We start from the raw sequence: 23,428 nt of genomic DNA on the forward strand, positions 1-23,428 counted from the left end.
ACTTTTATTTCTGCTGGTGCAGGTTTCACTCGTTTTAAGGTTGGTTTAGCATGAATAAACCCTTCGATAAAATTAAGCTTCATGGCTTTAATAACTTAACTAAGAGCTTAAGTTTTAGTATTTACGATATTTGTTACGCAAAGACGGAACAACAGCGTAAAGAATATATTGAATATATCGACGAACAGTACAGTGCTGATCGCCTTACCGATATTTTAGGTGAAGTTGTGGATATTATTGGCGCAAACATTCTAAATGTTTCTCGCCAAGATTATGATCCGCAAGGCGCCAGCGTAACAATCTTGATCTCTGAAGAGCCAATTGAGCAACAAACAACGTATGACGTTGATGAAGCGCCGGGTCCTCTTCCTGAAACAGTGGTAGCACACTTAGACAAGAGCCACATTTGTGTTCACACATACCCAGAAGCACACCCTGATGATGGTATTTGTACGTTCCGTGCTGATATCGAAGTATCAACGTGTGGCATTATTTCGCCATTAAAAGCGTTAAACTTCTTAATTCACAGCCTTGAGTCTGATGTTGTAACAATTGACTACCGCGTACGTGGTTTTACTCGTGACGTTGATGGTGTAAAACACTATATCGATCACGCGATTAACTCAATTCAGAACTATATGACTGAAGATACCAAAGAAGCGTACCAAATGATGGACGTGAACGTGTATCAAGAGAACTTGTTCCACACGAAGATGATGTTAAAAGAAACTGACTTGAATACTTACCTATTCGGTGTTTCTACAGCAGATCTTTCGGAAGAAGAAGAAGAAGTTATCTACTCTAAGCTGACTCGCGAGATGCAAGAAATCTTCTACGGTCGCAACTTACCAGACACTGAGTAAGTCACTATAGCTTTAAAAAACGGCGCGTAATGTAAGTTACGCGCCGTTTTTTTATGCCTCATTGACTGCACTCATCTGTACTTATATGCTGATTAAAAGGCCAATTTAAGGATAGATATGTCAGTTGTTCTCTCGCAGTCAGTATTTTTAGCAGAGCAAGTTCGTAACCATGAAGGACCAGCTGCTAAGCGCTCTGGCGTAAGCTTGTATGAGCTTATGGAGCGAGCAGGGCTGGCGACTTATCAGCAAGCTATCAGCTATTTTCCTAAAGCAAGTACATTCGTTGTGTTAGCGGGCGTTGGTAACAATGCCGGTGATGGTTATGTTGTTGCTCGCTTAGCTAAACAAGCGGGCAAACAGGTTACGGTTATTGCAGCAATATCTGATAAACCGCTCAAAGGTGATGCGCTCAGTGCTCAGCAAGCTTGGCTTGACGCCGGAGGGGCAATAACCGCTGATGCCAGTGCTATTGAGCAAGCAGATATCATTATTGATGGCCTGCTTGGTACGGGTATTCAAAGCGCGGTGCGCGAGCCTTTTTCACAGCTGATTAAAGCTGCCAACGAAAGCCAAGTGCCGATAGTTGCTATTGATCTACCCTCAGGTATTCATGCCGACACAGGTGTCATACAAGGAGTCGCAATAAAAGCCGCACTCACTGTGACTTTTGTGGGGGTTAAACAAGGTTTAGTGACAGGGCAAGGTAGAGCGCATGCAGGGACATTAGAGTTTAATGATTTAGGTATTGAAGATGCCTTTTTAAAACAGACATCACCCACGGCTGAGCTTATCAATTATCAGAGTCAAGCTAGGCTTCCTGAGCGCGATAACAACAGCCATAAAACCAGCCATGGTAAATTGCTGTGTATTGGTGGTAATGCTGGCACTGCAGGCGCTATTCGTTTAACCGCAGAGGCTGCGCTTCGCAGCGGTGCGGGCATGGTCAAAGTGTATACCCATAGTAGCTCTATTCTACCTGTGAGTATTGGCCGGCCAGAGCTAATGGTGACAGATACAAACCTGATTAGCGCCCTAGATTGGGCAACCTGTGTTGCTATTGGCCCAGGGCTTGGCCAAGACACTTGGTCGGAAACAACCTTTGAAGCAGTAATGCAGTATTGCTTTACTAATAACAAGCCACTGGTTATTGATGCAGATGCACTTAATTTAATGGCTCAGCATGCTTCGTCATTCCCATTAGCTAATACCGTTATCACACCACACCCAGGTGAGGCAGCAAGGTTACTTAATTGTCGCGCTAGCGATATTGAAGAAAATCGCTTTCATGCAGTAAAGCAGCTCGCACGAAGCTATACCACTACTTGTGTACTCAAAGGTGCTGGCAGTTTAATTGCTGATAATAACCAAACATGGGTGTGTACCGACGGTAACCCTGCACTTGCGGTTGGCGGCAGTGGCGATGTATTAACAGGTATCATAGTGGCATTGATCGCACAGGGGCTTACTCCTCAGCAAGCAGCTTGCTTGGGCGTAATCTTACATGCAAAAGCCGGAGATATTGCCGCAGAACGTGAAGGCGAAAGAGGCATGTTACCGAGTGATTTATTTATCGTTGTAAGGAGGTTGATAAAAGAGTTGGCAAGTAGCACTAATTAGGGTCTGTAAGGCGAAATGTTTCGCCTTAGTCTAACACTATCCTAGCTTGAACAAGCCAGTATTGAGTGAGCATTTTCATTGAATCAACTAAATCATAATAGCTAGAAGGCTTGGTCATAAAGGCGTTCGTACCTAAGCTATAACATTGCTTAATGTCAATTTCTGAATCAGAAGTTGTAAAAATAATGATGGGGATATGGCGGTAAAGCTCCGATTTTTTTAGTTCAACTAGCGCTTCTTTTCCACCCTTTCGTGGCATGTTTAGATCTAACAGAATAAGGCTAGGTAGAATTTTGTTTTTATCGAGCGACTCAAGTAATTGCATGCCGTCATCAACAAATTGAATTTTATTTTCATCGACATTGTTTTCAACAAGGGCATCTCGGATGAGCTCTTGATCATCGAGATCATCATCCGCAACTAAAATATAGCTCACAGAGCGTAATTTTTTGGTAAATAATTTGTCGTTAAACATTACTAGCTCCTGATTTCATCAAATGTAGCTCACCTATTCCATGTAGATACTTTTTAATAAAAACAACAAATTAAATAATTAGTTACTTGAGTAGTATATACTTTAGTTAAGCAAGTGTTATATTAACTTTCTTATACCCATAATACAAACATAAGTTTATTAATAATCTAATGTCGTTAAATCATACTAGTACGAACAGAGTGACAGCTCTACGCGAAAATTTGAACCTTTCTCAACAAGAGTTTGCCGATAAAATAGGTATAACTCAGGGGGCGTTATCACAGTTGGAGGCTGGCAAGTCGACCCTGTCTCTCAGTACTATCACTAAAATCAGCCAAGTGTTTAATGTCGATTGTAACTGGCTTATTTTAGGTATTGAGGGGTATGATGAATCGAACTTTCAGAGTTATCAAAAAGCCTTAGAGACTTCATTTATCCCACTTGTTAATGAAGAAGCTCACGCTGGATATATAGAACAGTGTAGTGATGAAGGCTATATTAAAACTCTGGATGTTTATAAAATCCCAGGGTTTGAAAATGGTAATTATCGTCTATTCGAAGTTGAAGGCGATAGTATGATGCCAACTATCCGCCCTAGAGAAACGCTGATCACTGAGCAGGTCAAGGATATTAAGCAGTTAGAGAATGGTTCGGTATGTGTTGTTGTCACTAAAGATGGCATTGTAGCTAAACGTCTCTTTAGCCATAACACAGACCCTATCAGTTACTTATTTAAGAGTGATAACCCTGAGTACAAAACATATTCAATTCAGGGAAGTGATATTCTAGAAATCTGGCGTGTAAAAGCAAAAATAAGTTCAATAACAGATCAAGATTCACAGATTCAAAGTCAGCGTTTCCAGTCTATTGAAAATGAAATTAGACAACTTAAAGAGCATATTAGTAGACTGTTACCGCCACAATCGTAGCGGTAACAACTAAAGCTGACTTAGTTTTATGTCTCTTAGTGGTAAGTTAACGTAAAACTGAGAGCCTTCATTGATATTTGCTTCTGCTGTAATTGTTCCATGGTGCCGTTCTACTATTTTCTTACAAATAGCCAAGCCTAACCCTGTTCCTTCGTATGCTTGTTTAGAGTGAACCCGTTCAAAAAGGTTAAAGATTCTGTCTTTAAACTCGTTATTAAAACCTATTCCATTATCAATGACAGCGATAACAATATGCTCGTCTGTTCGCTCAACTGACTTAATCCCTATGATGGGTGGTTGATGTGGGTGACTAAATTTAAGCGCATTAAGAATTAAGTTTTGAAATAAACGCTGGATTTGTCGTTTATCACCATAGATTTCACCGATATCTTCTATATGAAACATCGCTGACTTATCAGCTATAATTAGCTCAAGGTCATCAAGAATATCATCAAAAACATCTTGTGCTGAAAAGCTACGAAACTCTTCGCCTTTTCGATTGATTCTAGAAAAGCTCAATACTCCTTTGATAAGTTTTTGCATTCTTTCAGCAGAGTCCATCATACGTGAGATATAAGAAGCGTTTCTTTCCCCAATTAGTTCTTTAGAGTTTTGTAGGCGATCGCCGAACATCTGTATTTTTCGTAAGGGCTCCTGTAAATCATGAGACGCAACAAAAGCAAAACGTTCTAACTCTTTGTTAGACTCTTCAGATTTTCTAAGTGCGATTTCAAGGTCTAGCTCAGCCTGTTGTCGAGTGAGTATTTCCGACTTTAAAGCGGCGGTTCGCTCATTAACTTTAGTTTCTAGTAAGTCGTTTAACTTTTTAAGGCGCTCAGATTTTTCGATAACATGATTAACCAGGTGATTGCGAAACTTTATAGCGCAAGATATTTCGTTTGCCTTCCAAGGTGAGCATTTATTACGTACATTTTCTTGCCATAAACGAAACGAACTACGAGGCATAAGGCGATGACTACCGTCGTCAAGGAATTCGATTATCTTTTCAGGTTTCCCTCCCCAATTTTTTGTTTCAATCACCTCTTTACGAAACCACATAATAAATAGGTTTTCATTAGTAGAAACAGGCATAGCTAGCACGCCGCTAGCAATATTAGCAAACTTATTAAATTCAGCATTCTCATTAGATAAATGATGGTTATGATATAGAAGCTCATCTTCTAAGTGGTTGCTTTTTAACCATTCAAATAAATGGTAAATATCATCATTTGCGGGTACATCGCCAAAGCTTTCAATATCTTTTTCTAGCCGCCATGCAACACCATCAGCACTTAGCATGCTGAGTAAAGCTGGAACTTGTTTACGTAAGCCATCAATAAAAAAGACTTCTTCAGACATATGCTCTGCTATTTCTGCACTGATGGCGGTGGCTTTAGCTTCTTGAATTGCTTCGATTGATTGTGTTTTAAGGGATATAATATATGAGAGCATCAATCCCATATATTGTGCAACTTGTCGTGCTTCAAATGGGACGACATGGCTTGTATAGTGGTGACAAGCAATTAAGCCCCATAATTTACCAGCAATAATAATACTGATAGACATTGATGCTTTAACACCCATATTGCGTAAATATTGACAATGAATGGGGGATACACTTCTGATTATACATGTGCTTAAATCTACCGGCTCGTCATGTGGGTAGATTGGTGATACTTCAGCATCAACATCTGCAAGTAACCTTATAGGATTACGCAAATATAAAGCGCGTGCTTGCTTTGGAATATCTGACTCAGGAAAGTGTTGGTGTAGAAATGAGTTTAACTCATCTTTTTTGGCTTCTGCTACGACTTGGCCATTATATTCATGGTCAAACTGATAGAGCATAACGCGATCAAAACCGGTTAAGCTACGGACTTCTTCTACTGCCGTTTCGAATGATGAGCTTAGCTCTTTTTTGTCAGCTATTAGGTGAAGAGATTGCTTCATCAAGTAATTCATCGGGTCAATACTTGAGTGCTCTTTCTTTGTATCAAACTCAAGTTCAATGAGTAAATATTTATCGTTACGAGAAATAGCCCCTTTAATAGAGGTCTCAGACGACTTCCCTTTTAGCTCAATCTTGAGTGGGTTGATAGCATGAAAGTCTTTTTCAGCTTTATTTTTCTCTATGATATTAGATGTATTTGCTTCAAAGAAATTAGTTATATGTGAGCCTACTAAGCGATCTTTTTGTGTATCTAAAAGCGATAAAATATTTTCGCTGAAATAACATATTTTGAGTGTTTCAGGATCAACAACTAGCAAAAACCCATGCGGTTGGATGGAGCCTGGAATATGAATGGGTTCTTTATGACAATTGTCTAATGAGACTTTAAATGTATTGCTCAATTTATATCTCCAAGTGCTTGAGAGATTAAGCTAAATGCCTCATTTGCCCCCAATAAAATGTCATCTGTCGAGTTTGGGTATTGGTTATGATACTGTTTTAGTGCGTGGATATACTCAGCCCACTTTTGCTCCCTAAGCTCACCATAACTATAAAAAAAATGGATCCCTTCAAGCTCATTTATCCATTTATGCTTTTTAAGTGCTTTATAAATGTGACCTCCACCCATGGTGGCTCCCTCCATTACATACATCATTCCGAATGCATGGGACACATTGCAGATATTTTTTAGATCATCGTGTTTATAAAAATTAACAGATGGGGCGTCTTGAGATGCTTGTAAGTAAGCAATATCTTGATTTAACCAGCTCAGCTTACTGCGGCCAACAAGCAGTTGTTTTGTGGTACTAAAGGTTGATATAGCACCCTCCATAATAGAGTAGCTACTATGCATTGCGATTAAAATTTTTAAATACGATTGTTGGGTCATATTTTTATCGAACAATACAGCACCTAGTTGTTTTTCTACACGAGAGTGAAAGAGGTCGGTACTATTTTTTATAAAAATATGAATATTACTTTGATCGCTGTCGCAAGCTATTTCGGTGGCGTTTGATAAAGCTGAACCCATTGTTATCCTGAACGTATTTGGTGCATTCGAGTTATAATCACACCAGTATATACTTAGGTACAAGTATGTAAAATATAAAATTAAGCAGGATTATGAAAACTACTATTTACCGAAGGTTCAAATGACTTGTCTAATTAGAAGTTCTTTGTTTATTTAAAGAGTAAGTAAATGAAAGCAAAAAACCCAGCCGGAGCTGGGTTTTTTAAGCGAAGTGCTTGGGCAATAATTACATCATGCCGCCCATACCACCCATGCCGCCCATGCCGCCCATATCTGGAGCAGCTGGCTCATCTTTCGGGATTTCAGCAACCATTGCTTCAGTTGTGATCATTAGACCCGCGATTGAAGCTGCGTACTGTAGTGCAGAACGCGTTACTTTAGTTGGGTCTAAGATACCCATTTCGATCATGTCGTTGTACTCGCCTGATGCTGCGTTGTAACCGTAGTTACCTTCACCGCCTTTTACTGAGTTAACAACAACAGATGCTTCGTCACCTGCGTTAGTTACGATTTGACGAAGTGGTGCTTCCATCGCACGTAGTGCAACTTTAATACCGTGGCTTTGGTCTTCGTTGTCGCCAGCAAGTTCAACAAGTTTGCTTGCTACGCGAACTAGTGCAACACCACCTCCAGGTACAACACCTTCTTCAACCGCTGCGCGAGTTGCGTGTAGTGCATCTTCAACGCGGTCTTTCTTCTCTTTCATTTCGATTTCAGTTGCTGCGCCAACTTTGATTACTGCAACACCGCCAGCTAGTTTAGCCATACGCTCTTGTAGTTTCTCTTTATCGTAGTCAGACGTCGCTTCTTCGATTTGTGCTTTGATTTGTGCAACACGACCATTGATGCCGTCTTCTTCGCCTGCACCGTCGATGATTGTTGTATCATCTTTAGTGATCACAACGCGCTTCGCTGTACCTAGGTCTTCGATTGTCGCTTTTTCTAGCTCTAAACCGATTTCTTCAGAAATAACAGTACCACCTGTTAACACTGCGATGTCTTGTAGCATTGCTTTACGACGGTCGCCAAAACCAGGTGCTTTAACCGCAGATACTTTAACGATACCGCGCATGTTGTTCACAACAAGTGTTGCAAGTGCTTCACCTTCAAGGTCTTCAGCAATGATAAGTAGTGGCTTGCTAGCTTTAGCAACAGCTTCTAATGTAGGTAGTAGCTCACGGATATTAGATACTTTTTTGTCTACAAGTAGAATGAATGGGTTGTCTAGCTCTACAGCGCCTTTTTCAGCGTTGTTGATGAAGTATGGAGAAAGGTAACCGCGGTCAAACTGCATACCTTCAACTACGTCTAGTTCGTTTTCTAACGACTGACCTTCTTCAACAGTGATAACGCCTGAATCACGGCCTACTTTTTCCATTGCTTCTGCAATGATGTCACCGATTTCTTTATCAGAGTTAGCAGAAATAGTACCTACTTGTGCAATTGCTTTAGTGTCTGCACATGGAACAGAAAGTGCTTTAAGCTCTTCAACTGCTGCAGTAACTGCTTTGTCGATACCGCGCTTAAGGTCCATTGGGTTCATACCCGCTGCAACTGCTTTTAAGCCTTCGTTTACGATAGCTTGCGCTAATACTGTTGCAGTTGTTGTACCGTCACCAGCAGCGTCATTCGCTTTAGACGCTACTTCTTTAACCATTTGTGCGCCCATGTTTTCGAACTTGTCTTCAAGCTCGATCTCTTTAGCTACAGATACACCGTCTTTAGTGATTACTGGCGCGCCGAATGATTTGTCTAATACAACGTTACGGCCTTTAGGACCTAAAGTTACTCTTACTGCGTTTGCTAAAATATTTACGCCAGTTAGCATTTTGCCACGTGCGTCACCTGCAAAAAGTACTTCTTTTGCTGCCATGATTAAATTCCTCTTAAATTCTGTAAACGGGTTGCTAAACGAAAAGTAGGATTAGCCTACAATGCCTAGAATGTTATCTTCACGCATGATCAGGTACTCTTGACCTTCGATCTTTTCAGCTTTTTCAACATAAGAGCCGAACAGCACAGTGTCACCGGCTTTAACTTCTAATGCTCTTACTTCACCGTTGTCTAAAACACGGCCATTACCAACAGCGATAACTTCTCCGCGAGTTGATTTTTCAGCTGCAGAGCCAGTTAATACAATACCGCCAGCAGACTTAGTTTCTTCTTCTAGACGCTTAACGATGACGCGATCATGTAAAGGACGAATGTTCATTTATTTAGTTCTCCTAACAGTTTCTGAACAGTACAGAAAAAATCTTGTGTTATTGCAGGGGAGTGCTAAGCCACCCGTTGCGTTTCATTGCATTCATTAATGGGGGTGGCTTAAAAAAATCCAAGTACAAAAATTAAAAAATTTTAATCTTTTCGCTCAAATTCACCATCAATAGTTGTAGGTTGATGGTTTGGCTCTTCATGAGTGGTTGTTTTACTATGATATTGGAAGTGTGCAGAGCCTTGATTTGCCTGCGAACTCATACGCACAGTTGCCTGACTAGCAAGGCCTGCAGCCAATTTGTTGCGGATTGCTGGCGTAAGTAGTAAAAAGCCAAAAAAGTCAGTCATGATGCCTGGTGTCATTAATAAAACACCGGCGATAATGACACATAATCCAGTAAATAATTCTTTTGCAGGCATTTGCCCTTGTGCCATTTGTAATTGCACGTTTTGAATCGCGCCCATACCTTGCTGCTTCACTAATTTCGCACCGACAATCGCGGTCACAATTACAAGCGCTATGGTGGCAAAGCCGCCGATCACTTCACTCACTTGGATGAGTAACGCGATCTCCACAATCGGCACTAAAATAAATAACAAAAACAAAAATCTAAACATAACGCTCTCTAAAAAATGTCATTCTCTTTCGAGTCAGTGAAATATAAATTGGGGTGAGCAGGTCATTTTTCAAGACGGAACCTAGGATCACCTTGCTCGCTACACATTATAGTTACTATCGGATACTATGGTGCGACTCACGTAATCAAATAAAGGTTCCTTATGACTACGCATTTTCGACTTATTTTTACTACTTGTGCAAATGAGGCTGAAGCCCGTCAGTTGGCACAACATCTAGTTAAAGAAAAGCTAGCTGCTTGTGTGAACATTTTGCCTACTATTGAATCTATTTACATGTGGGAAGGCGAGGTGACTCAAGCTATTGAGAGTAAGTTACTGATCAAAACTAAGTCAGAAAAAATGAATGAGGTGATCCAAACTATCAAGAAATTGCATAGTTATGAGGTGCCTGAAATTCAGGTCGTTGATGTGGCTACAGGCAATTTAGCCTATTTTAATTGGATGGATGAGGTACTTAATTAATGCGATCGTTCCTTTTATTACTTTGTGCATTGTGGCTAATGCCAGCAAGCGCAAGTAATAACAATTTACTTGGAAATCTACTACAACCTGCGGAGCAAACATTTCTCCCAGTTGATCAGGCTTTTGTTTTCGATTTTGACCAGCAAGGCAAAACCTTATTTATTGGCTGGGATATTGCGCCTGATTATTACCTTTATAAGAAGAAAGTCGAAATTATTGCCAAAGGCGCAGATATTGAAATTCCTGATCTTGGCAAGGGCGTGATTATTGAGGATGAATTTTTTGGTAAGACCGAGGTATTCTTTGATTCGTTAAGTGTGGTTTCTAAGCTTAGTAACGTCACAGAAGGTGCGGTTGTTAAAGTGCGTTTTCAAGGCTGTGCTGAGGCGGGGTTATGTTATCCGCCAGAAGTTAGAACCATTCCTTTATCTTTGATTGCAGGTGAGCAAGTATCACAGGCTGCAGATGCGGGGAATGCATTGGCTGCATTAACACAAGCAGCCGATACTAATGAAGCGTCATCAGCCCCTTCTCAAGAACTTTCAAAACCAGCTGGTGAGCAGTCATATACCGATAAGCTGGCATCGCAAGGTTTACTAACTAACCTAGTAATCTTCTTTTTAGTTGGTGTTGGTCTTGCCTTTACGCCATGCGTATTCCCAATGTTTCCGATTTTGTCGAGCCTTATAGCGGGTCAGCAGAATTTATCGACTAAAAAAGCGTTCTCGCTGTCGTTTGTATATGTACAAGGTATGGCCGTTACTTACGCAGCACTGGGCTTAGTGGTTGCATCATTAGGTGGGCAAGTACAAGGGTATTTACAGCATCCTACTGTACTAATTAGCTTTAGTATCTTATTTGTATTATTGGCAATGTCGATGTTTGGCTGGTACGAAATCAAATTACCTAGCGGCATGATGAATAAGCTCACTCAGGTTAGTAACCAGCAAAAAGGCGGCAACTATGTTGGCGTATTTATGATGGGTGTATTGTCTGGTTTGATTGCCTCACCGTGTACAACAGCACCATTGTCAGCTGCTTTACTTTATGTGGCGCAAAGTGGTGACTATCTTGTCGGTGGTTTAACACTTTATGTGCTCAGTTTAGGCATGGGCTTACCGTTATTATTACTGGGGACTTCTGGCGGTAAATTACTACCAAAAGCCGGTGGTTGGATGGAGCAAGTGAAAACCCTATTTGGTTTCATTATGCTAGTTGTACCACTTATTCTGCTTGAGCGTATTGTTGATATTGAAATCATTTGGTTAATGGCGGGTTTATTAGCTCTTGCTACAGCGCTTTATTTACACCATTGGCAAAGTGGTCAATCACAAGGCAAGCTAAAAACAGCATTGTGGTTTGCTGCAACCTTATTGGTTGTGACTGGGGCGAGTTTAACGAAAAATTATTTTTGGCCTAGTAAAGCGGTGGTTGCTGAAGCTGCTGTACAAACTCATGGTTTTAGACAAGTTGCTAATCTAAGTGAATTAAAAGAAGAAATTGCACAGGCAAGTAGCGAAGGGCGCTTAGTAATGGTCGACTTATATGCCGATTGGTGTGTTGCGTGTAAAGAGTTTGAGCATTACACGTTTCCTGACGCTAAAGTGCAAGAGCAATTTGCTCACTTTGAGTTAATTCAAATCGATTTAACTGAAAGCGATGCAAAAACCATAGAGCTAATGGAAGAATACACGGTATTCGGTTTACCGAGCATTTTGTTCTTTGACAGCCAAGGTAATGAGCTTTTAGAGCAACGGGTAACAGGCTTTTTAAATGCCAAAGACTTTGCAGAACATTTAGCAAAAGTTCGAAATAGCGCTAAATAAACGCAAACGTGCAAGAAAATAGCAAAACGCCACTCATCTGAGTGGCGTTTTTGTATCTGCATCGTAAAAAATACTTATTTTAAGTGAAAAATGGCAAATTCACTGATTGAAGCTCAATTAATCAGCAGGAAAACGCTTAGAATGACACTGTTGTGTGCCTTGCTATGCTTGACTTTGCCACGAATAGGGAGTGATTAGACCAGTATTTTGCTGCTATTTACGTCGAAATATCTATAATAGGTGGTTAACGTGAGAAATAGTTGCTATTTTACATCAGTACGCTTAGGTTAAGCGTGGGTTTATGATGAATATGGTTAAACTGCTTACTTATAGGATATATCGCGTATTATGGCTGCAAAATTCAAACTTTTAGTTCTAAATGGGCCAAATTTAAACATGCTTGGCAAGCGTGAACCAGAAAAGTACGGTACTCAATCTCTTGATGAGATTATAGCTGAACTTAGTCAGGTTGCTGCCGGTCTCAATGTTGATTTAACGCATTTCCAAAGTAACAGTGAAGCTGCATTAATAGAACGCATTCACGATGCATGGCAAACGGTTGATGCAATTATTATCAACCCTGCTGCATTTACGCATACAAGCGTAGCCTTACGGGATGCATTACTTAGTGTAAACATTCCCTTTTACGAGGTGCATTTAACTAATGTGCATGCTCGAGAAGCATTCCGTCATCATTCGTATTTTTCGGATGTGGCACAAGGCGTCATTATTGGATTAGGAGCAATGGGTTATAAGGTGGCACTTGAAGCTGCTGTTAGCCGGTTGCAAAACACACATTAATTTTTAAATAACTAACAGGCGGGTCGTTCAATGGATATTCGCAAGATCAAAAAACTTATCGAATTAGTAGAAGAATCTGGTATTGCTGAATTAGAAATCACTGAAGGTGAAGAGTCAGTACGCATCAATCGTAACAATATGTCTGCAGCACCTGCAATGCAGTATGCACCACAACAGTTTGCAGCACCTGCGCCAGCAGCGGCACCAGCTCCAGTAGCAGAGGCTCCAGCAGCAGAAGCGGCTGCTCCAGCTGCACCGACTGGCCATCAAGTTAAATCTCCTATGGTTGGCTCATTCTACTCAGCGGCTTCTCCAGAAGCAGCACCATACGTAGAAGTAGGTTCTAAAGTAAATGTTGGCGATACGTTATGTATCGTTGAAGCAATGAAGATGATGAACCAAATCGAATCTGATAAAGCAGGCACAGTAAAAGCTATCTTAGTTGAAAATGGCGAGCCAGTAGAATTCGATCAACCTTTATTCATCATTGAATAATAGCGCAACAAAAGGCCAACTCTATGTTAGATAAAGTAGTCATTGCAAACCGAGGTGAAATTGCACTTCGCGTACTGCGCGCCTGCAAAGAGCTTGGGATCAAAACTGTTGCTGTGCATTCAACGGCAGACCGTGATCTTAAGCACGTGTTACTGGCAGACGAAACAATTTGTATTGGTAAACCAGCAGCCACTGAAAGTTACTTAGATATTCCGCGCATTATTGCAGCGGCAGAAGTAACAGACGCAGTTGCTATCCACCCAGGTTATGGTTTCCTTTCTGAAAATGCAGACTTTGCTGATCAAGTTGAGCAAAGCGGCTTTGTATTTATCGGTCCTAAAGGCGACACAATTCGTTTAATGGGTGACAAAGTTTCTGCAATCGAAGCGATGCGTAAAGCCGGTGTACCTTGTGTACCAGGTTCTGATGGCCCATTAACGGCAGACAGTGAGCGCAACATTCAAATCGCTAAGCGTATTGGTTACCCTGTAATCATTAAAGCAGCAGGCGGCGGCGGTGGTCGTGGTATGCGTGTTGTTCGCAGCGAAAAAGAACTGATTGATTCAATCGCTCTTACTCAGCAAGAAGCAAAGCAGTTCTTTGGTAATGGCATGGTTTACATGGAAAAATTCCTTGAAAACCCTCGTCACATCGAAGTTCAAGTACTTGCTGATGGCCAAGGCAATGCAGTTCACTTAGGTGAGCGTGATTGTTCAATGCAACGTCGTCACCAAAAAGTTGTTGAAGAAGCGCCAGCGCCAGGTATCACAGCTGAAATGCGTAAGTTCATCGGTGACCGTTGTACTCGTGCATGTATCGAAATCGGTTATCGCGGTGCAGGTACGTTCGAATTCTTATACGAAAACGGCGAGTTCTATTTCATCGAAATGAATACCCGTATTCAGGTTGAGCACCCTGTAACAGAAATGGTTACTGGCGTTGACTTAATCAAAGAACAGCTAAAAATTGCAGCGGGTCAACCATTATCATTCACACAAGAAGATGTGGTTATTCGTGGTCATGCGATTGAGTGCCGTATTAATGCGGAAGACCCAGACACCTTTATTCCATCACCAGGTAAAATCACGCGATTCCACCCTGCTGGCGGTTTAGGTATTCGTTGGGACAGCCACATCTACGCAGATTACACAGTACCACCTCATTACGATTCAATGATTGGTAAGCTGATCTGTTACGGTGAAAACCGTGATGTAGCTATTGCTCGTTCACGCAATGCGTTAAACGAATTAGTAATTGATGGCATCAAGACCAACACACCACTGCACAAGAAAATCTTGGCAGATGAGAACTTCCAAAACGGTGGTACAAACATCCACTACCTTGAGAAGAAACTAGGTCTGTAAACAAAATTCTGTTTAAGCTAAAAAGCCGGCAACTTTGCCGGCTTTTTTTTGTCAAATTAGGCATAAGAGCGGCTCTCGCCTTACAAAATTATTCTGGTATGATTAACAAAGTAATGTGTTTTTAGTTTTTCATGAGGTAATAATGACCGACAGTGTTGGTTTTCCACTCGCTGATGAAGCAGCAACGGTTAATATGGGTAAGCAACTTGCAACCTTAATGGAGCAAGGAGCAGTCATCTATTTACATGGTGATTTAGGTGCCGGTAAAACGACATTAACCCGTGGTATCGTGCAAGGTTTCGGTCATCAAGGTAAGGTTAAGAGTCCAACTTATACACTGGTTGAGCCTTACCAATTAGCTAAAGCTGATGTCTATCACTTTGATTTATATCGCTTAGGTGACCCTGAGGAACTTGAATATATGGGAATTCGTGACTATTTTTCACCACAGGCTATTTGTGTTGTGGAATGGCCTGAAAAAGGCGGCGAATTTATTCCAACACCGGATCTTGATATCACCCTACGCTATGAAGGCGAGGCGCGTGCTATTGCAATTAACAGCTTAACCGAGCGTGGTCAGGCAATTGTTCAGCAACTTAAGAGCGCGCAAGAATAAACATATAAAAATAAAGGTGTATTAGTAAAAATGGGTCGTTGTACGTTTAAACTATTAACTACTTTGATGTTATTGGTTGTGAGCCAGGTTGCGCTTGCACAAAATACTATTAATAGCGTACGTGTGTGGCCTTCACCTGACAGCACTCGTGTGGTCTTTGATTTAAACGATAAACCTGATTTCAGCTATTTCATGCTGAAAAATCCAGCTCGTTTAGTGATTGATTTAAAAAATACCGACAAACTAGATAGCTTGCCTGCTATTCCTAAAAAGCATCAGATTGTTTCAAAACTGCGTTACTCAAAACCTAAAGACAGCAAAAGTGTGCGCTTTGTTTTTGAGCTAGCCCGTGCCAGCAAACCAGTGGTATTTGCTTTACTGCCTACCGATCCATACAAGCATCGTTTAGTGGTTGACCTTGTTGATAAAACACCGAAGGCAGAGCCTGTTGTTTCGACTAACACCAGTGTGAAAAAGCGTGAGCTTCATCAAGAGCGCGATATTGTTATTGCCATTGACGCAGGTCATGGTGGTGAAGATCCTGGTTCAATTGGTCCATCGGGCACTTATGAAAAAGACATTACGCTTCAAATAGCGAAGCGCTTAGAGCGAATGATTGATGCTGAAAAAGGCATGATTTCGCGTATGGTGCGCCGCAGTGACTACTTTGTAAATCTAAACACTCGAACTAGCATCGCCCGTAAGAAAAAAGCTGACTTCTTTGTGTCGATTCATGCGGATGCATTTACCAGCCCGCAGCCAAACGGTGCCTCAGTGTGGGTGCTATCACTACGCCGTGCAAATTCAGAAATTGGTAAATGGATTGAGGATAAAGAAAAACACTCAGAGCTTTTAGGTGGTGCAGCTGGGGTATTAAAAGATACCGCAAGCGAAAAATATTTAGCGCAAGCACTGCTAGATATGTCGATGGATCACTCGATGAAAACAGGCTTTAGTGTCGCGGAAGAAGTGGTCAGCGAATTACGAAAAGTGGCTAAAATGCATAAGAAACGCCCGCAAGCGGCGAGCCTTGCAGTATTAAAGTCACCAGATATTCCGTCTATTTTGGTTGAAACAGGGTTTATTTCGAATCCACGCGAAGAGCGAATGCTAAAAACGGCGCAGCATCAGGAGCGCTTAGCTAAAGCAATTTTCACCTCGATTAAAAATTACTATATGCAAAACCCGCCAGATGACTCGCTTTTCGCTAAGTTAAAGTCGCAGTTTCCGACTAAACACAAAGTTCGCCCTGGTGAGTCGTTAAGTATTTTAGCAAGCAGATATAACACCTCGGTGAGTAAGCTAAAAACGGCCAACAACTTAAAATCAAATACCTTATTTATTGGTCAAGAGCTTGATATTCCTCAAAGCTAGTCAATTTTCGTGTTAGGAACACTATGAGTATAGAAATACTACCCGCGCGATTGGCTAACCAAATTGCTGCGGGTGAAGTGGTTGAACGCCCAGCATCCGTTGTTAAAGAGCTGGTAGAAAACAGTTTAGATGCTGGCGCAACGCGCATTCAAATAGATATTGAGCGTGGCGGTCATAAGCTTATTCGCATTCGCGATAATGGCTCTGGCATTAATAAAGATGAGCTAACATTAGCCTTGTCGCGCCATGCTACGAGTAAGCTTAAGTCACTCGATGACCTAGAGAACATCTGTTCACTTGGCTTTCGTGGTGAAGCGTTAGCATCAATTAGTTCTGTTTCTCGCTTAACCTTAAGCTCAAAGCCAAAGCAGCAAGAGGCTGCATGGCAAGCGTTTGCTGAAGGTCGCGATATGGCGGTGCAGATTAAGCCAACCGCACACCCTGATGGCACTACCATTGAGGTGAAAGACTTATTCTTTAATACCCCTGCGCGCCGTAAATTTCTTCGCACCGAGAAAACCGAGTTTTCACATATTGATGAGCTCATAAAACGCATTGCGCTGAGTCGTTTTGATGTTTCTATCACCCTGACCCATAACGGTAAAGTAGTGCGCCAATATCGTGCTAAACCAAACCCTGAGCAAGCAATAGCGCGTGTCGCTCAAGTTGCTGGTAAAGCGTTTAGTGAACAGGGGCTACATATTCAATCAGGTGAGGCCGGTTTGATGCTGCGAGGTTGGGTATTACCCGTGGGCTCAACTAATAGCACGCAATATACCTATGTGAATAATCGCATGATGCGCGATAAACTCATTCTGCATGCAATTCGCCAAGCCTTTGAAGAAGTCGCAGGCTCTGAAGAGCTACCAGGTTTTGTCATTTATATTGATATTGACCCACGTCAGGTCGATGTAAACGTGCACCCAGCAAAACATGAAGTGCGTTTTCATCAAGGCCGTTTAGTGCATGACTTTATTCTACAGGCAATAAAACAAGTGGTGGTGCCGCTTCAGCACGAAGCTGGTTTTACAGAGCATAATGACACTGCTTTTCAGCATGCTCCGTTTGATGAGGCGCACTCAAGCAGCACACAGCCAAGTTTTACTCAATCAGCGCCAACAGAGCAGTATGATTACCCTAAATCTGAATTACAGCCGACACGTTCAGCGAGTTATTCAGGGGCAACAGGAGCAGGGCGCTCTGGCGGTGGGTTTAGTAGCGACAGTCAAGGTCGCAGTAAAACATCGCACCAAGATGTCAATGCATTTTATCAAGGGATCAGCGAGCAACATGCTGCGCATTTTGACCAAGTACGCCCTGAACCAAGTGGTACAGCACCGGTTGTAGAGCAAGCAAAACTTGCCAAGCTTATTCATGTACGAGAAGGCGAGTGCGTATTTAGTGAAGACAACCAACTCTTTGCTGCGCACTTTAAGCATGCATTAGCACTCGACTGGCAAGCGCACGTAGAGCAAGCAGGTAGCCTTGATGGCAAAGCCTTGTTGTTACCTGTGCGAGTAAATGCAAGTGCTGATGATATTCGTGCTTTAAATGCTCAGCAGTCGTGGTTTACATTACTTGGTTTTGATTTAGTCATTGAAAAACAGTTTGTGATGGTGAAAAAGCTTCCGCCTTGTGTCTATTTACTTGATGTAAGTGATGCTATTGAGCGACTTATTGCTGGCTGTAAAGCCTCACCAAGTTCACTCGATGAATGGTTAGCTTGGTTAGCTCAGCAAATCCCAGCACGCTATTACGCAAGCCAAGCCTTTTTGGAGCAAGTGGCTCGGTTAGAAAATAATCCACAAACTATGCAACGTTTACGTCAAAAAGCAGTTAAAATAGAACTATCTCAGTTTTTAAACTAAGCAAGGTATTTAGGCTTGAATAACTTACCCGTCATTTTTTTAATGGGACCAACCGCTGCAGGGAAAACAGATTTAGCAATTTCTTTGTGTGAGCATTTAAACACAGAAATAATCAGTGTTGATTCAGCATTAGTCTATAAAGATATGGACATCGGCACCGCAAAGCCAAATGCCGAAGAGCTTGCTCGTGCGCCACATCACTTAATTGATATTATCGACCCAGCAGATAGTTATTCAGTGGCAGATTTTCGCCGTGATGCAATTGAAAAGATTGATCTATTTCATCAGCAAGGTAAAGTACCTGTATTGGTTGGCGGTACAATGATGTATTTTAAGTCGCTTATTGATGGCTTATCACCGTTACCAGAGGCATCACCTGAAGTACGTGCTGAACTCGAAAAGGAAGCAAAGCAGTTTGGCTGGCCACATTTGCACAAAGAACTTGTGAAAATCGATCCTGATGCAGCAAAAAAAATGAGCGAAAATGATTCGCAAAGAATTAATCGTGCATTAGAAGTGTATCGTATTACAGGTAAAACAATGACTGAGCTGCAAAAACAAAAGCAGCCTGAGCTTCCTTATACTTTCCATCAATTTGCCATTGCACCTGATGATCGCAGTGAATTACATCAGCGAATTGAGAAAAGGTTTAAAATAATGCTCGATCAGGGGTTTGAAAATGAAGTTTCATCCCTATATAAACGTAAGGATTTACACCCAGACCTGCCTTCGATTCGTTGTGTGGGTTATAGACAAATGTGGGATTACATTGCTGGCGAAATTGACTATGATGAAATGGTCTTTCGTGGTATTGCAGCCACACGGCAGTTAGCCAAGCGACAACTCACTTGGTTAAGAGGTTGGCCTGAAGTAACTTGGTTGACCACGGGTGATGAAGAAAACTTGCAACGTGTAGTAAGTTCGCTAAGCTAGTAGTAGCTGGAAGTTTTTTAGCTTTGTTAAATTAGTTCAGCTACTTAATTATAATAACACCTAGAACGAAGGAAAATAACATGGCAAAAGGCCAGTCGTTACAAGACCCATTTTTAAATGCGTTACGTCGTGAGCGCATTCCAGTATCAATCTTTTTGGTTAATGGCATTAAATTGCAGGGTAAAATCCAGTCATTTGACCAATTTGTTATTTTACTTGAAAACACCGTAAATCAAATGGTGTATAAACACGCTATTTCAACTGTTGTTCCAGCGCGTTCTGTTAACTTCCAAGGCGTTCAAGGAAGTGATGATTCAGAAGAGCAAGAATCTGGAAATTTTTAAACTTAGGAGCGTAATGCTTGTTTGACCGTTATGAAGCCGGCGAACAGGCAGTTTTAGTTCATATCGACTTACCTAAAGAGGGGGATCGCGAAGATCTTCACGAATTAGAGTTGTTGGTATCTTCTGCTGGTGTTAGTAGTTTGGCGATTGTGCAAGGCAGTCGTCAAGCACCACATCCGAAACTTTTCGTCGGGACCGGAAAAGCAGAAGAAATCGCTGAAACTGTCAAAATCCACAATGCAGATGTCATCATTTTCAACCATCAACTTAGCCCGTCACAGGAACGTAATTTAGAAAGCGTTTGCCAGTGCCGCGTTCTTGATCGTACGAGTTTGATCTTAGATATTTTTGCGCAGCGAGCGCGTACTCACGAAGGTAAGCTTCAGGTTGAGTTAGCTCAGTTACGCCACATTTCTACTCGCTTGATCCGTGGTTGGACCCACCTTGAAAGACAAAAAGGTGGGATAGGTTTACGTGGTCCGGGTGAAACCCAGCTCGAAACCGATAGACGATTACTGCGCGCAAGAATTAAAAACATTCGTGCCCGTTTAGATAAAGTGGCTGTTCAACGTGAGCAGGGACGACGTGCGCGTACGCGAAATGAAATCCCAACGGTGTCACTGGTAGGTTACACCAATGCGGGTAAATCAACGTTATTTAACCGTATTACAGACTCAGATGTGTATGCTGCTGACCAGTTATTCGCAACCCTAGATCCAACCTTACGTAAGTTGGATATCGGCGATATAGGTCCAATTATTTTAGCTGATACGGTAGGTTTTATTCGTCACTTACCACACGACCTTGTTGCAGCATTTAAAGCAACCTTAACAGAAACCCGTGAAGCTGATTTACAGCTACATGTTATCGATGTGGCAGACCCTCGTCGAAAAGAAAATATTGAGCAAGTACAGTCTGTTTTAAAAGAAATAGAAGCAGATGAAGTGCCGCAATTATTGGTTTATAACAAAATTGATGCGCTAGATGACGTTGCGCCACGTATAGATAGAAACGACGAAGGTCAGCCAGTACGAGTCTGGTTGTCGGCGCGTACTGGCGTTGGTTGTGAACTGCTAAGTGAGGCAATTAATGAGTTACTTGCCAAAAAGATGTTTGCTGATGAGCTAAAATTACCACCACAACATGGCCGTATTCGCGCAGCATTATTCAACTTAAATGCAGTTCATCAAGAGTGTTTTGATGAGCAAGGAAACTGGTTATTATCGGTACGCTTGCCAATGGCAGAATGGAATCGCTTGAAAAAAGAGATGGGACAAGACCTAGACTCTTTCGTAGTGACTGATTAAAAATCACCAGCATTTGTCTTTTTTAGTATGAGAAATGCTGTAGATTTGATAGATTTAACCTAATTCATTTAGATAACAATGGAGTATAGCTATGGCCTGGAATGAACCGGGTAATAATGGCAATGATAAAGATCCGTGGAATAATAAAGGCGGAAAAGATCAAGGCCCACCTGATTTAGACGAGGTAATGCGTAAGTTCGGCAACAAGTTTGGCGGTTTATTTGGTGGTAATAAGCCAGGTAAAAACGGCGGTGGACTTGGTGGCGCAGGCATTTCTTTCATCCTTATTATTGCCATCATTGTATGGGCATTAAGTGGTATTTACACGGTAAAAGAAGCTGAGCGCGGTATTGTTTTACAATTTGGGCAATACGATCGCATTGCAGAACCTGGCTTACGTTGGAAAATGACCTTCATTGAACGCGTGATCCCTGTTGATATCGAAGCGGTACGCTCGTTATCTGCTAAAGGTTTTATGCTTACCGAAGACGAAAACGTGGTAAATGTAGAGTTTGAAGTACAGTACCGTGTTATCGACCCACATCTTTACAAGTTCAGTGTTACTGATGCTGACCACAGCTTACAACAAGCACTTGATAGTGCATTACGTTATGTAATTGGCCACGTAAAAATGGACCAAGTACTAACAACAGGTCGTGAGTTAGTGCGTCAACAAACGTGGGATGAACTTAACAAAATCATCGAGCCATACAATCTAGGTATTATTGTAAGCGATGTGAACTTTAAAGATTCACGTCCGCCGGGTGAAGTAAAAGACGCGTTTGATGACGCTATTGCTGCACAAGAAGATGAAGAGCGTTTCATCCGTGAAGCAGAAGCCTATGCTCGTGAAATTGAACCTCGTGCCCGTGGTCAAGTTACTCGTATGACGCAAGAAGCAGAAGCGTACCGTGAACGTATTACATTAGAAGCACAAGGTGAGGTAGCGCGTTTTGAAAAGCTATTACCTGAGTACCAAGCTGCTAAAGAGGTAACTCGTAAGCGTCTTTACATCGATGCGATGGAAGAAGTGCTAGGTAACAGCTCTAAAGTGTTAGTTGATGTTGAAGGTGGTAATAACATGATGTATTTACCGCTTGATAAAATCATGGAAAAGCAAGGTACAGCAACGCGTGTTGCATTACCAAGCTCAAGTGATATCAAAGACCTTCGCAATAAAATAAACACGTCGCGTAACAGTACGGTAAATTCAAGCAATGACCGTTTCGCAACTGACCGTTTTAATGAGGGGAGATAAGCAAGATGAAAAATTTTAGTTTAGTAATACTTGCCCTTGCAGTTGTGCTGTCTTTCTCAGCGATTTTTGTTGTGCAAGAAGGCGAGAAGGCAATCGTACTGTTATTCAGCAAAGTTGAAAAAGACAGTGACGACAAGGCTGTAGTATACGGCCCAGGTTTACACCTAAAAGTGCCTTTCTTTAGCCAAGTACGTCGTTTAGATGCACGTATTCAAACGCTAGATGGTGCACCTGACCGTTTCGTAACAAGTGAGAAAAAAGACTTAATCGTTGATTCTTATGTTAAGTGGCGCATTAATGACTTTAGTGCATTCTACCTGCGTGCCCGTGGTGATAAGCAATACGCTGAAACACTACTCAAGCAAAAGGTGAACAACGGTCTGCGTACTAATTTCGGTTCTCGTACTATCAGAGAGATCGTTTCTGGTGAGCGTAGTGAGCTGATGGAAGAAGCATTAGTTCAAGCGTCTGAAAGTGCACAAGAGCTAGGTATTGAAGTACTTGATGTACGCGTTAAGCAAATTAACTTACCACAAGAAGTGAGTAGTTCAATCTTCCAACGTATGCGTGCTGAGCGTACTGCGGTTGCAAAAGAGCACCGTTCTGAAGGTCAAGAAAAAGCTGAAACAATTCGTGCAGAAGTCGACCGTCGTGTAACAGTAATGCTTGCAGACGCTGAGCGTAATGCACGAACAGTACGTGGTCAAGGTGATGCCGATGCAGCCGCTATCTATGCTAACGCTTATAACAAAGACGCTGAGTTCTTCGGTTTTGTGCGTAGCCTAGAAGCTTACAAAAACACCTTTAAAAATAAGCAAGACGTGATGGTGATTTCACCTGATAGCGACTTCTTTAATTATATGAAAGGTACAAAAGCACAGTAATTAATATTTGTGTGATGAAAAGCCCTGCTTTATGTAGGGCTTTTTTGTTTTTGCGCGTGATTAATTTTTATCCTGAACTATTTTATAAACCCCTGTTCTGCATGTAGTTGTTTAAGTAATTAAGAAGGTAAAAATTCATGCGCAGAAAAAATAAGCTAAACGGGGTGATCTTTCACCT

The 23,428-nt window shown here is 41.7% G+C and carries 22 protein-coding genes; 16 read left to right on the top strand and 6 right to left on the bottom strand.

The window, feature by feature from the left end:
• Positions 1-50 precede the first annotated feature (50 nt).
• Together speD and EXT43_RS13550 are read left to right on the top strand one after the other, a co-directional pair.
• The gene (gene speD, locus EXT43_RS13545; protein WP_054552422.1) at positions 51-863 is read left to right on the top strand and encodes an adenosylmethionine decarboxylase; all 813 of its coding nucleotides are present in this window, start codon (positions 51-53) and stop codon (positions 861-863) included.
• 117 nt (positions 864-980) lie between these two features.
• Entirely contained in the window at positions 981-2,480 is a 1,500-nt protein-coding gene (locus EXT43_RS13550; RefSeq protein ID WP_130167204.1) for an NAD(P)H-hydrate dehydratase, read from the top strand.
• Positions 2,481-2,505: 25 nt separating this feature from the next.
• Here EXT43_RS13550 and EXT43_RS13555 read toward each other — a convergent pair whose 3' ends face one another.
• The gene (locus EXT43_RS13555; RefSeq protein ID WP_130167205.1) at positions 2,506-2,955 is read right to left on the bottom strand and encodes a response regulator; all 450 of its coding nucleotides are present in this window, start codon (positions 2,953-2,955) and stop codon (positions 2,506-2,508) included.
• Positions 2,956-3,155: 200 nt separating this feature from the next.
• On the opposite strand from EXT43_RS13555, the gene EXT43_RS13560 reads away from it, so the two are divergent.
• Entirely contained in the window at positions 3,156-3,884 is a 729-nt protein-coding gene (locus tag EXT43_RS13560; protein WP_165385106.1) for a LexA family transcriptional regulator, read from the top strand.
• Positions 3,885-3,893: 9 nt separating this feature from the next.
• Here the strand turns inward: EXT43_RS13560 and EXT43_RS13565 are convergent, their stop codons facing one another.
• The 5 genes from EXT43_RS13565 to EXT43_RS13585 all read right to left on the bottom strand — a co-directional run bounded on the left by EXT43_RS13565 (position 3,894) and on the right by EXT43_RS13585 (position 9,697).
• Entirely contained in the window at positions 3,894-6,236 is a 2,343-nt protein-coding gene (locus tag EXT43_RS13565; RefSeq protein ID WP_130167207.1) for an ATP-binding protein, read from the bottom strand.
• Positions 6,233-6,865, bottom strand: a complete 633-nt coding sequence (locus EXT43_RS13570) for a biliverdin-producing heme oxygenase (protein WP_130167208.1) — start codon at positions 6,863-6,865, stop codon at positions 6,233-6,235. Before EXT43_RS13570 ends, EXT43_RS13565 begins: the two co-directional genes overlap by 4 nt.
• Positions 6,866-7,091: 226 nt before the next feature.
• Entirely contained in the window at positions 7,092-8,738 is a 1,647-nt protein-coding gene (gene groL / locus EXT43_RS13575) for a chaperonin GroEL (protein WP_062566647.1), read from the bottom strand.
• Between the two features lie 51 nt (positions 8,739-8,789).
• Positions 8,790-9,077 (bottom strand): co-chaperone GroES, encoded by a 288-nt coding sequence (locus EXT43_RS13580; RefSeq protein ID WP_036973362.1) that lies wholly within the window; start codon positions 9,075-9,077, stop codon positions 8,790-8,792.
• Positions 9,078-9,220: 143 nt separating this feature from the next.
• Positions 9,221-9,697 carry an FxsA family protein gene (locus EXT43_RS13585; protein ID WP_054552425.1) on the bottom strand — a complete coding sequence of 159 codons (477 nt, stop codon included), beginning with the start codon at positions 9,695-9,697 and terminating at the stop codon, positions 9,221-9,223.
• Between the two features lie 162 nt (positions 9,698-9,859).
• Here EXT43_RS13585 and cutA point away from each other — a divergent pair, with 162 nt between their 5' ends.
• The 13 genes from cutA (at position 9,860) to hflC (ending at position 23,250) form a co-directional block, all read left to right on the top strand.
• Complete coding sequence (cutA, locus tag EXT43_RS13590) at positions 9,860-10,180, top strand: divalent-cation tolerance protein CutA (protein ID WP_054552426.1); 321 nt, start codon at positions 9,860-9,862, stop codon at positions 10,178-10,180.
• Complete coding sequence (locus EXT43_RS13595) at positions 10,180-12,006, top strand: protein-disulfide reductase DsbD (RefSeq protein WP_130167209.1); 1,827 nt, start codon at positions 10,180-10,182, stop codon at positions 12,004-12,006. The genes cutA and EXT43_RS13595 overlap by 1 nt, the downstream gene beginning before the upstream one ends.
• A gap of 348 nt (positions 12,007-12,354) precedes the next feature.
• On the top strand, positions 12,355-12,807 hold the full coding sequence (aroQ, locus tag EXT43_RS13600) for a type II 3-dehydroquinate dehydratase (protein WP_062566645.1): 453 nt from the start codon (positions 12,355-12,357) through the stop codon (positions 12,805-12,807).
• A 30-nt stretch (positions 12,808-12,837) separates the two neighbouring features.
• Positions 12,838-13,302 carry an acetyl-CoA carboxylase biotin carboxyl carrier protein gene (gene accB / locus EXT43_RS13605; protein WP_054552429.1) on the top strand — a complete coding sequence of 155 codons (465 nt, stop codon included), beginning with the start codon at positions 12,838-12,840 and terminating at the stop codon, positions 13,300-13,302.
• A 23-nt stretch (positions 13,303-13,325) separates the two neighbouring features.
• On the top strand, positions 13,326-14,666 hold the full coding sequence (gene accC, locus EXT43_RS13610) for an acetyl-CoA carboxylase biotin carboxylase subunit (RefSeq protein ID WP_054552430.1): 1,341 nt from the start codon (positions 13,326-13,328) through the stop codon (positions 14,664-14,666).
• Positions 14,667-14,808: 142 nt separating this feature from the next.
• Positions 14,809-15,282, top strand: a complete 474-nt coding sequence (gene tsaE, locus EXT43_RS13615; protein WP_055020890.1) for a tRNA (adenosine(37)-N6)-threonylcarbamoyltransferase complex ATPase subunit type 1 TsaE — start codon at positions 14,809-14,811, stop codon at positions 15,280-15,282.
• Between the two features lie 66 nt (positions 15,283-15,348).
• Positions 15,349-16,656, top strand: a complete 1,308-nt coding sequence (locus EXT43_RS13620) for an N-acetylmuramoyl-L-alanine amidase (protein ID WP_240701505.1) — start codon at positions 15,349-15,351, stop codon at positions 16,654-16,656.
• 23 nt (positions 16,657-16,679) lie between these two features.
• The gene (mutL, locus tag EXT43_RS13625) at positions 16,680-18,524 is read left to right on the top strand and encodes a DNA mismatch repair endonuclease MutL (protein ID WP_130167211.1); all 1,845 of its coding nucleotides are present in this window, start codon (positions 16,680-16,682) and stop codon (positions 18,522-18,524) included.
• Positions 18,525-18,539: 15 nt separating this feature from the next.
• Positions 18,540-19,457, top strand: a complete 918-nt coding sequence (gene miaA, locus EXT43_RS13630) for a tRNA (adenosine(37)-N6)-dimethylallyltransferase MiaA (RefSeq protein ID WP_082710980.1) — start codon at positions 18,540-18,542, stop codon at positions 19,455-19,457.
• 80 nt (positions 19,458-19,537) lie between these two features.
• A complete protein-coding gene (gene hfq / locus EXT43_RS13635; protein WP_054552435.1) occupies positions 19,538-19,801 on the top strand; it encodes an RNA chaperone Hfq in 264 nt (87 codons plus the stop codon).
• Positions 19,802-19,818: 17 nt separating this feature from the next.
• Complete coding sequence (hflX, locus tag EXT43_RS13640) at positions 19,819-21,108, top strand: ribosome rescue GTPase HflX (protein ID WP_054563491.1); 1,290 nt, start codon at positions 19,819-19,821, stop codon at positions 21,106-21,108.
• 91 nt (positions 21,109-21,199) lie between these two features.
• The gene (gene hflK / locus EXT43_RS13645) at positions 21,200-22,366 is read left to right on the top strand and encodes an FtsH protease activity modulator HflK (RefSeq protein ID WP_054563492.1); all 1,167 of its coding nucleotides are present in this window, start codon (positions 21,200-21,202) and stop codon (positions 22,364-22,366) included.
• A 5-nt stretch (positions 22,367-22,371) separates the two neighbouring features.
• Positions 22,372-23,250 carry a protease modulator HflC gene (hflC, locus tag EXT43_RS13650; RefSeq protein ID WP_062566639.1) on the top strand — a complete coding sequence of 293 codons (879 nt, stop codon included), beginning with the start codon at positions 22,372-22,374 and terminating at the stop codon, positions 23,248-23,250.
• Positions 23,251-23,428: the final 178 nt, after the last annotated feature.

The organism is Pseudoalteromonas sp. CO109Y (genome assembly GCF_004208935.1).
Lineage (GTDB): Bacteria > Pseudomonadota > Gammaproteobacteria > Enterobacterales > Alteromonadaceae > Pseudoalteromonas > Pseudoalteromonas shioyasakiensis.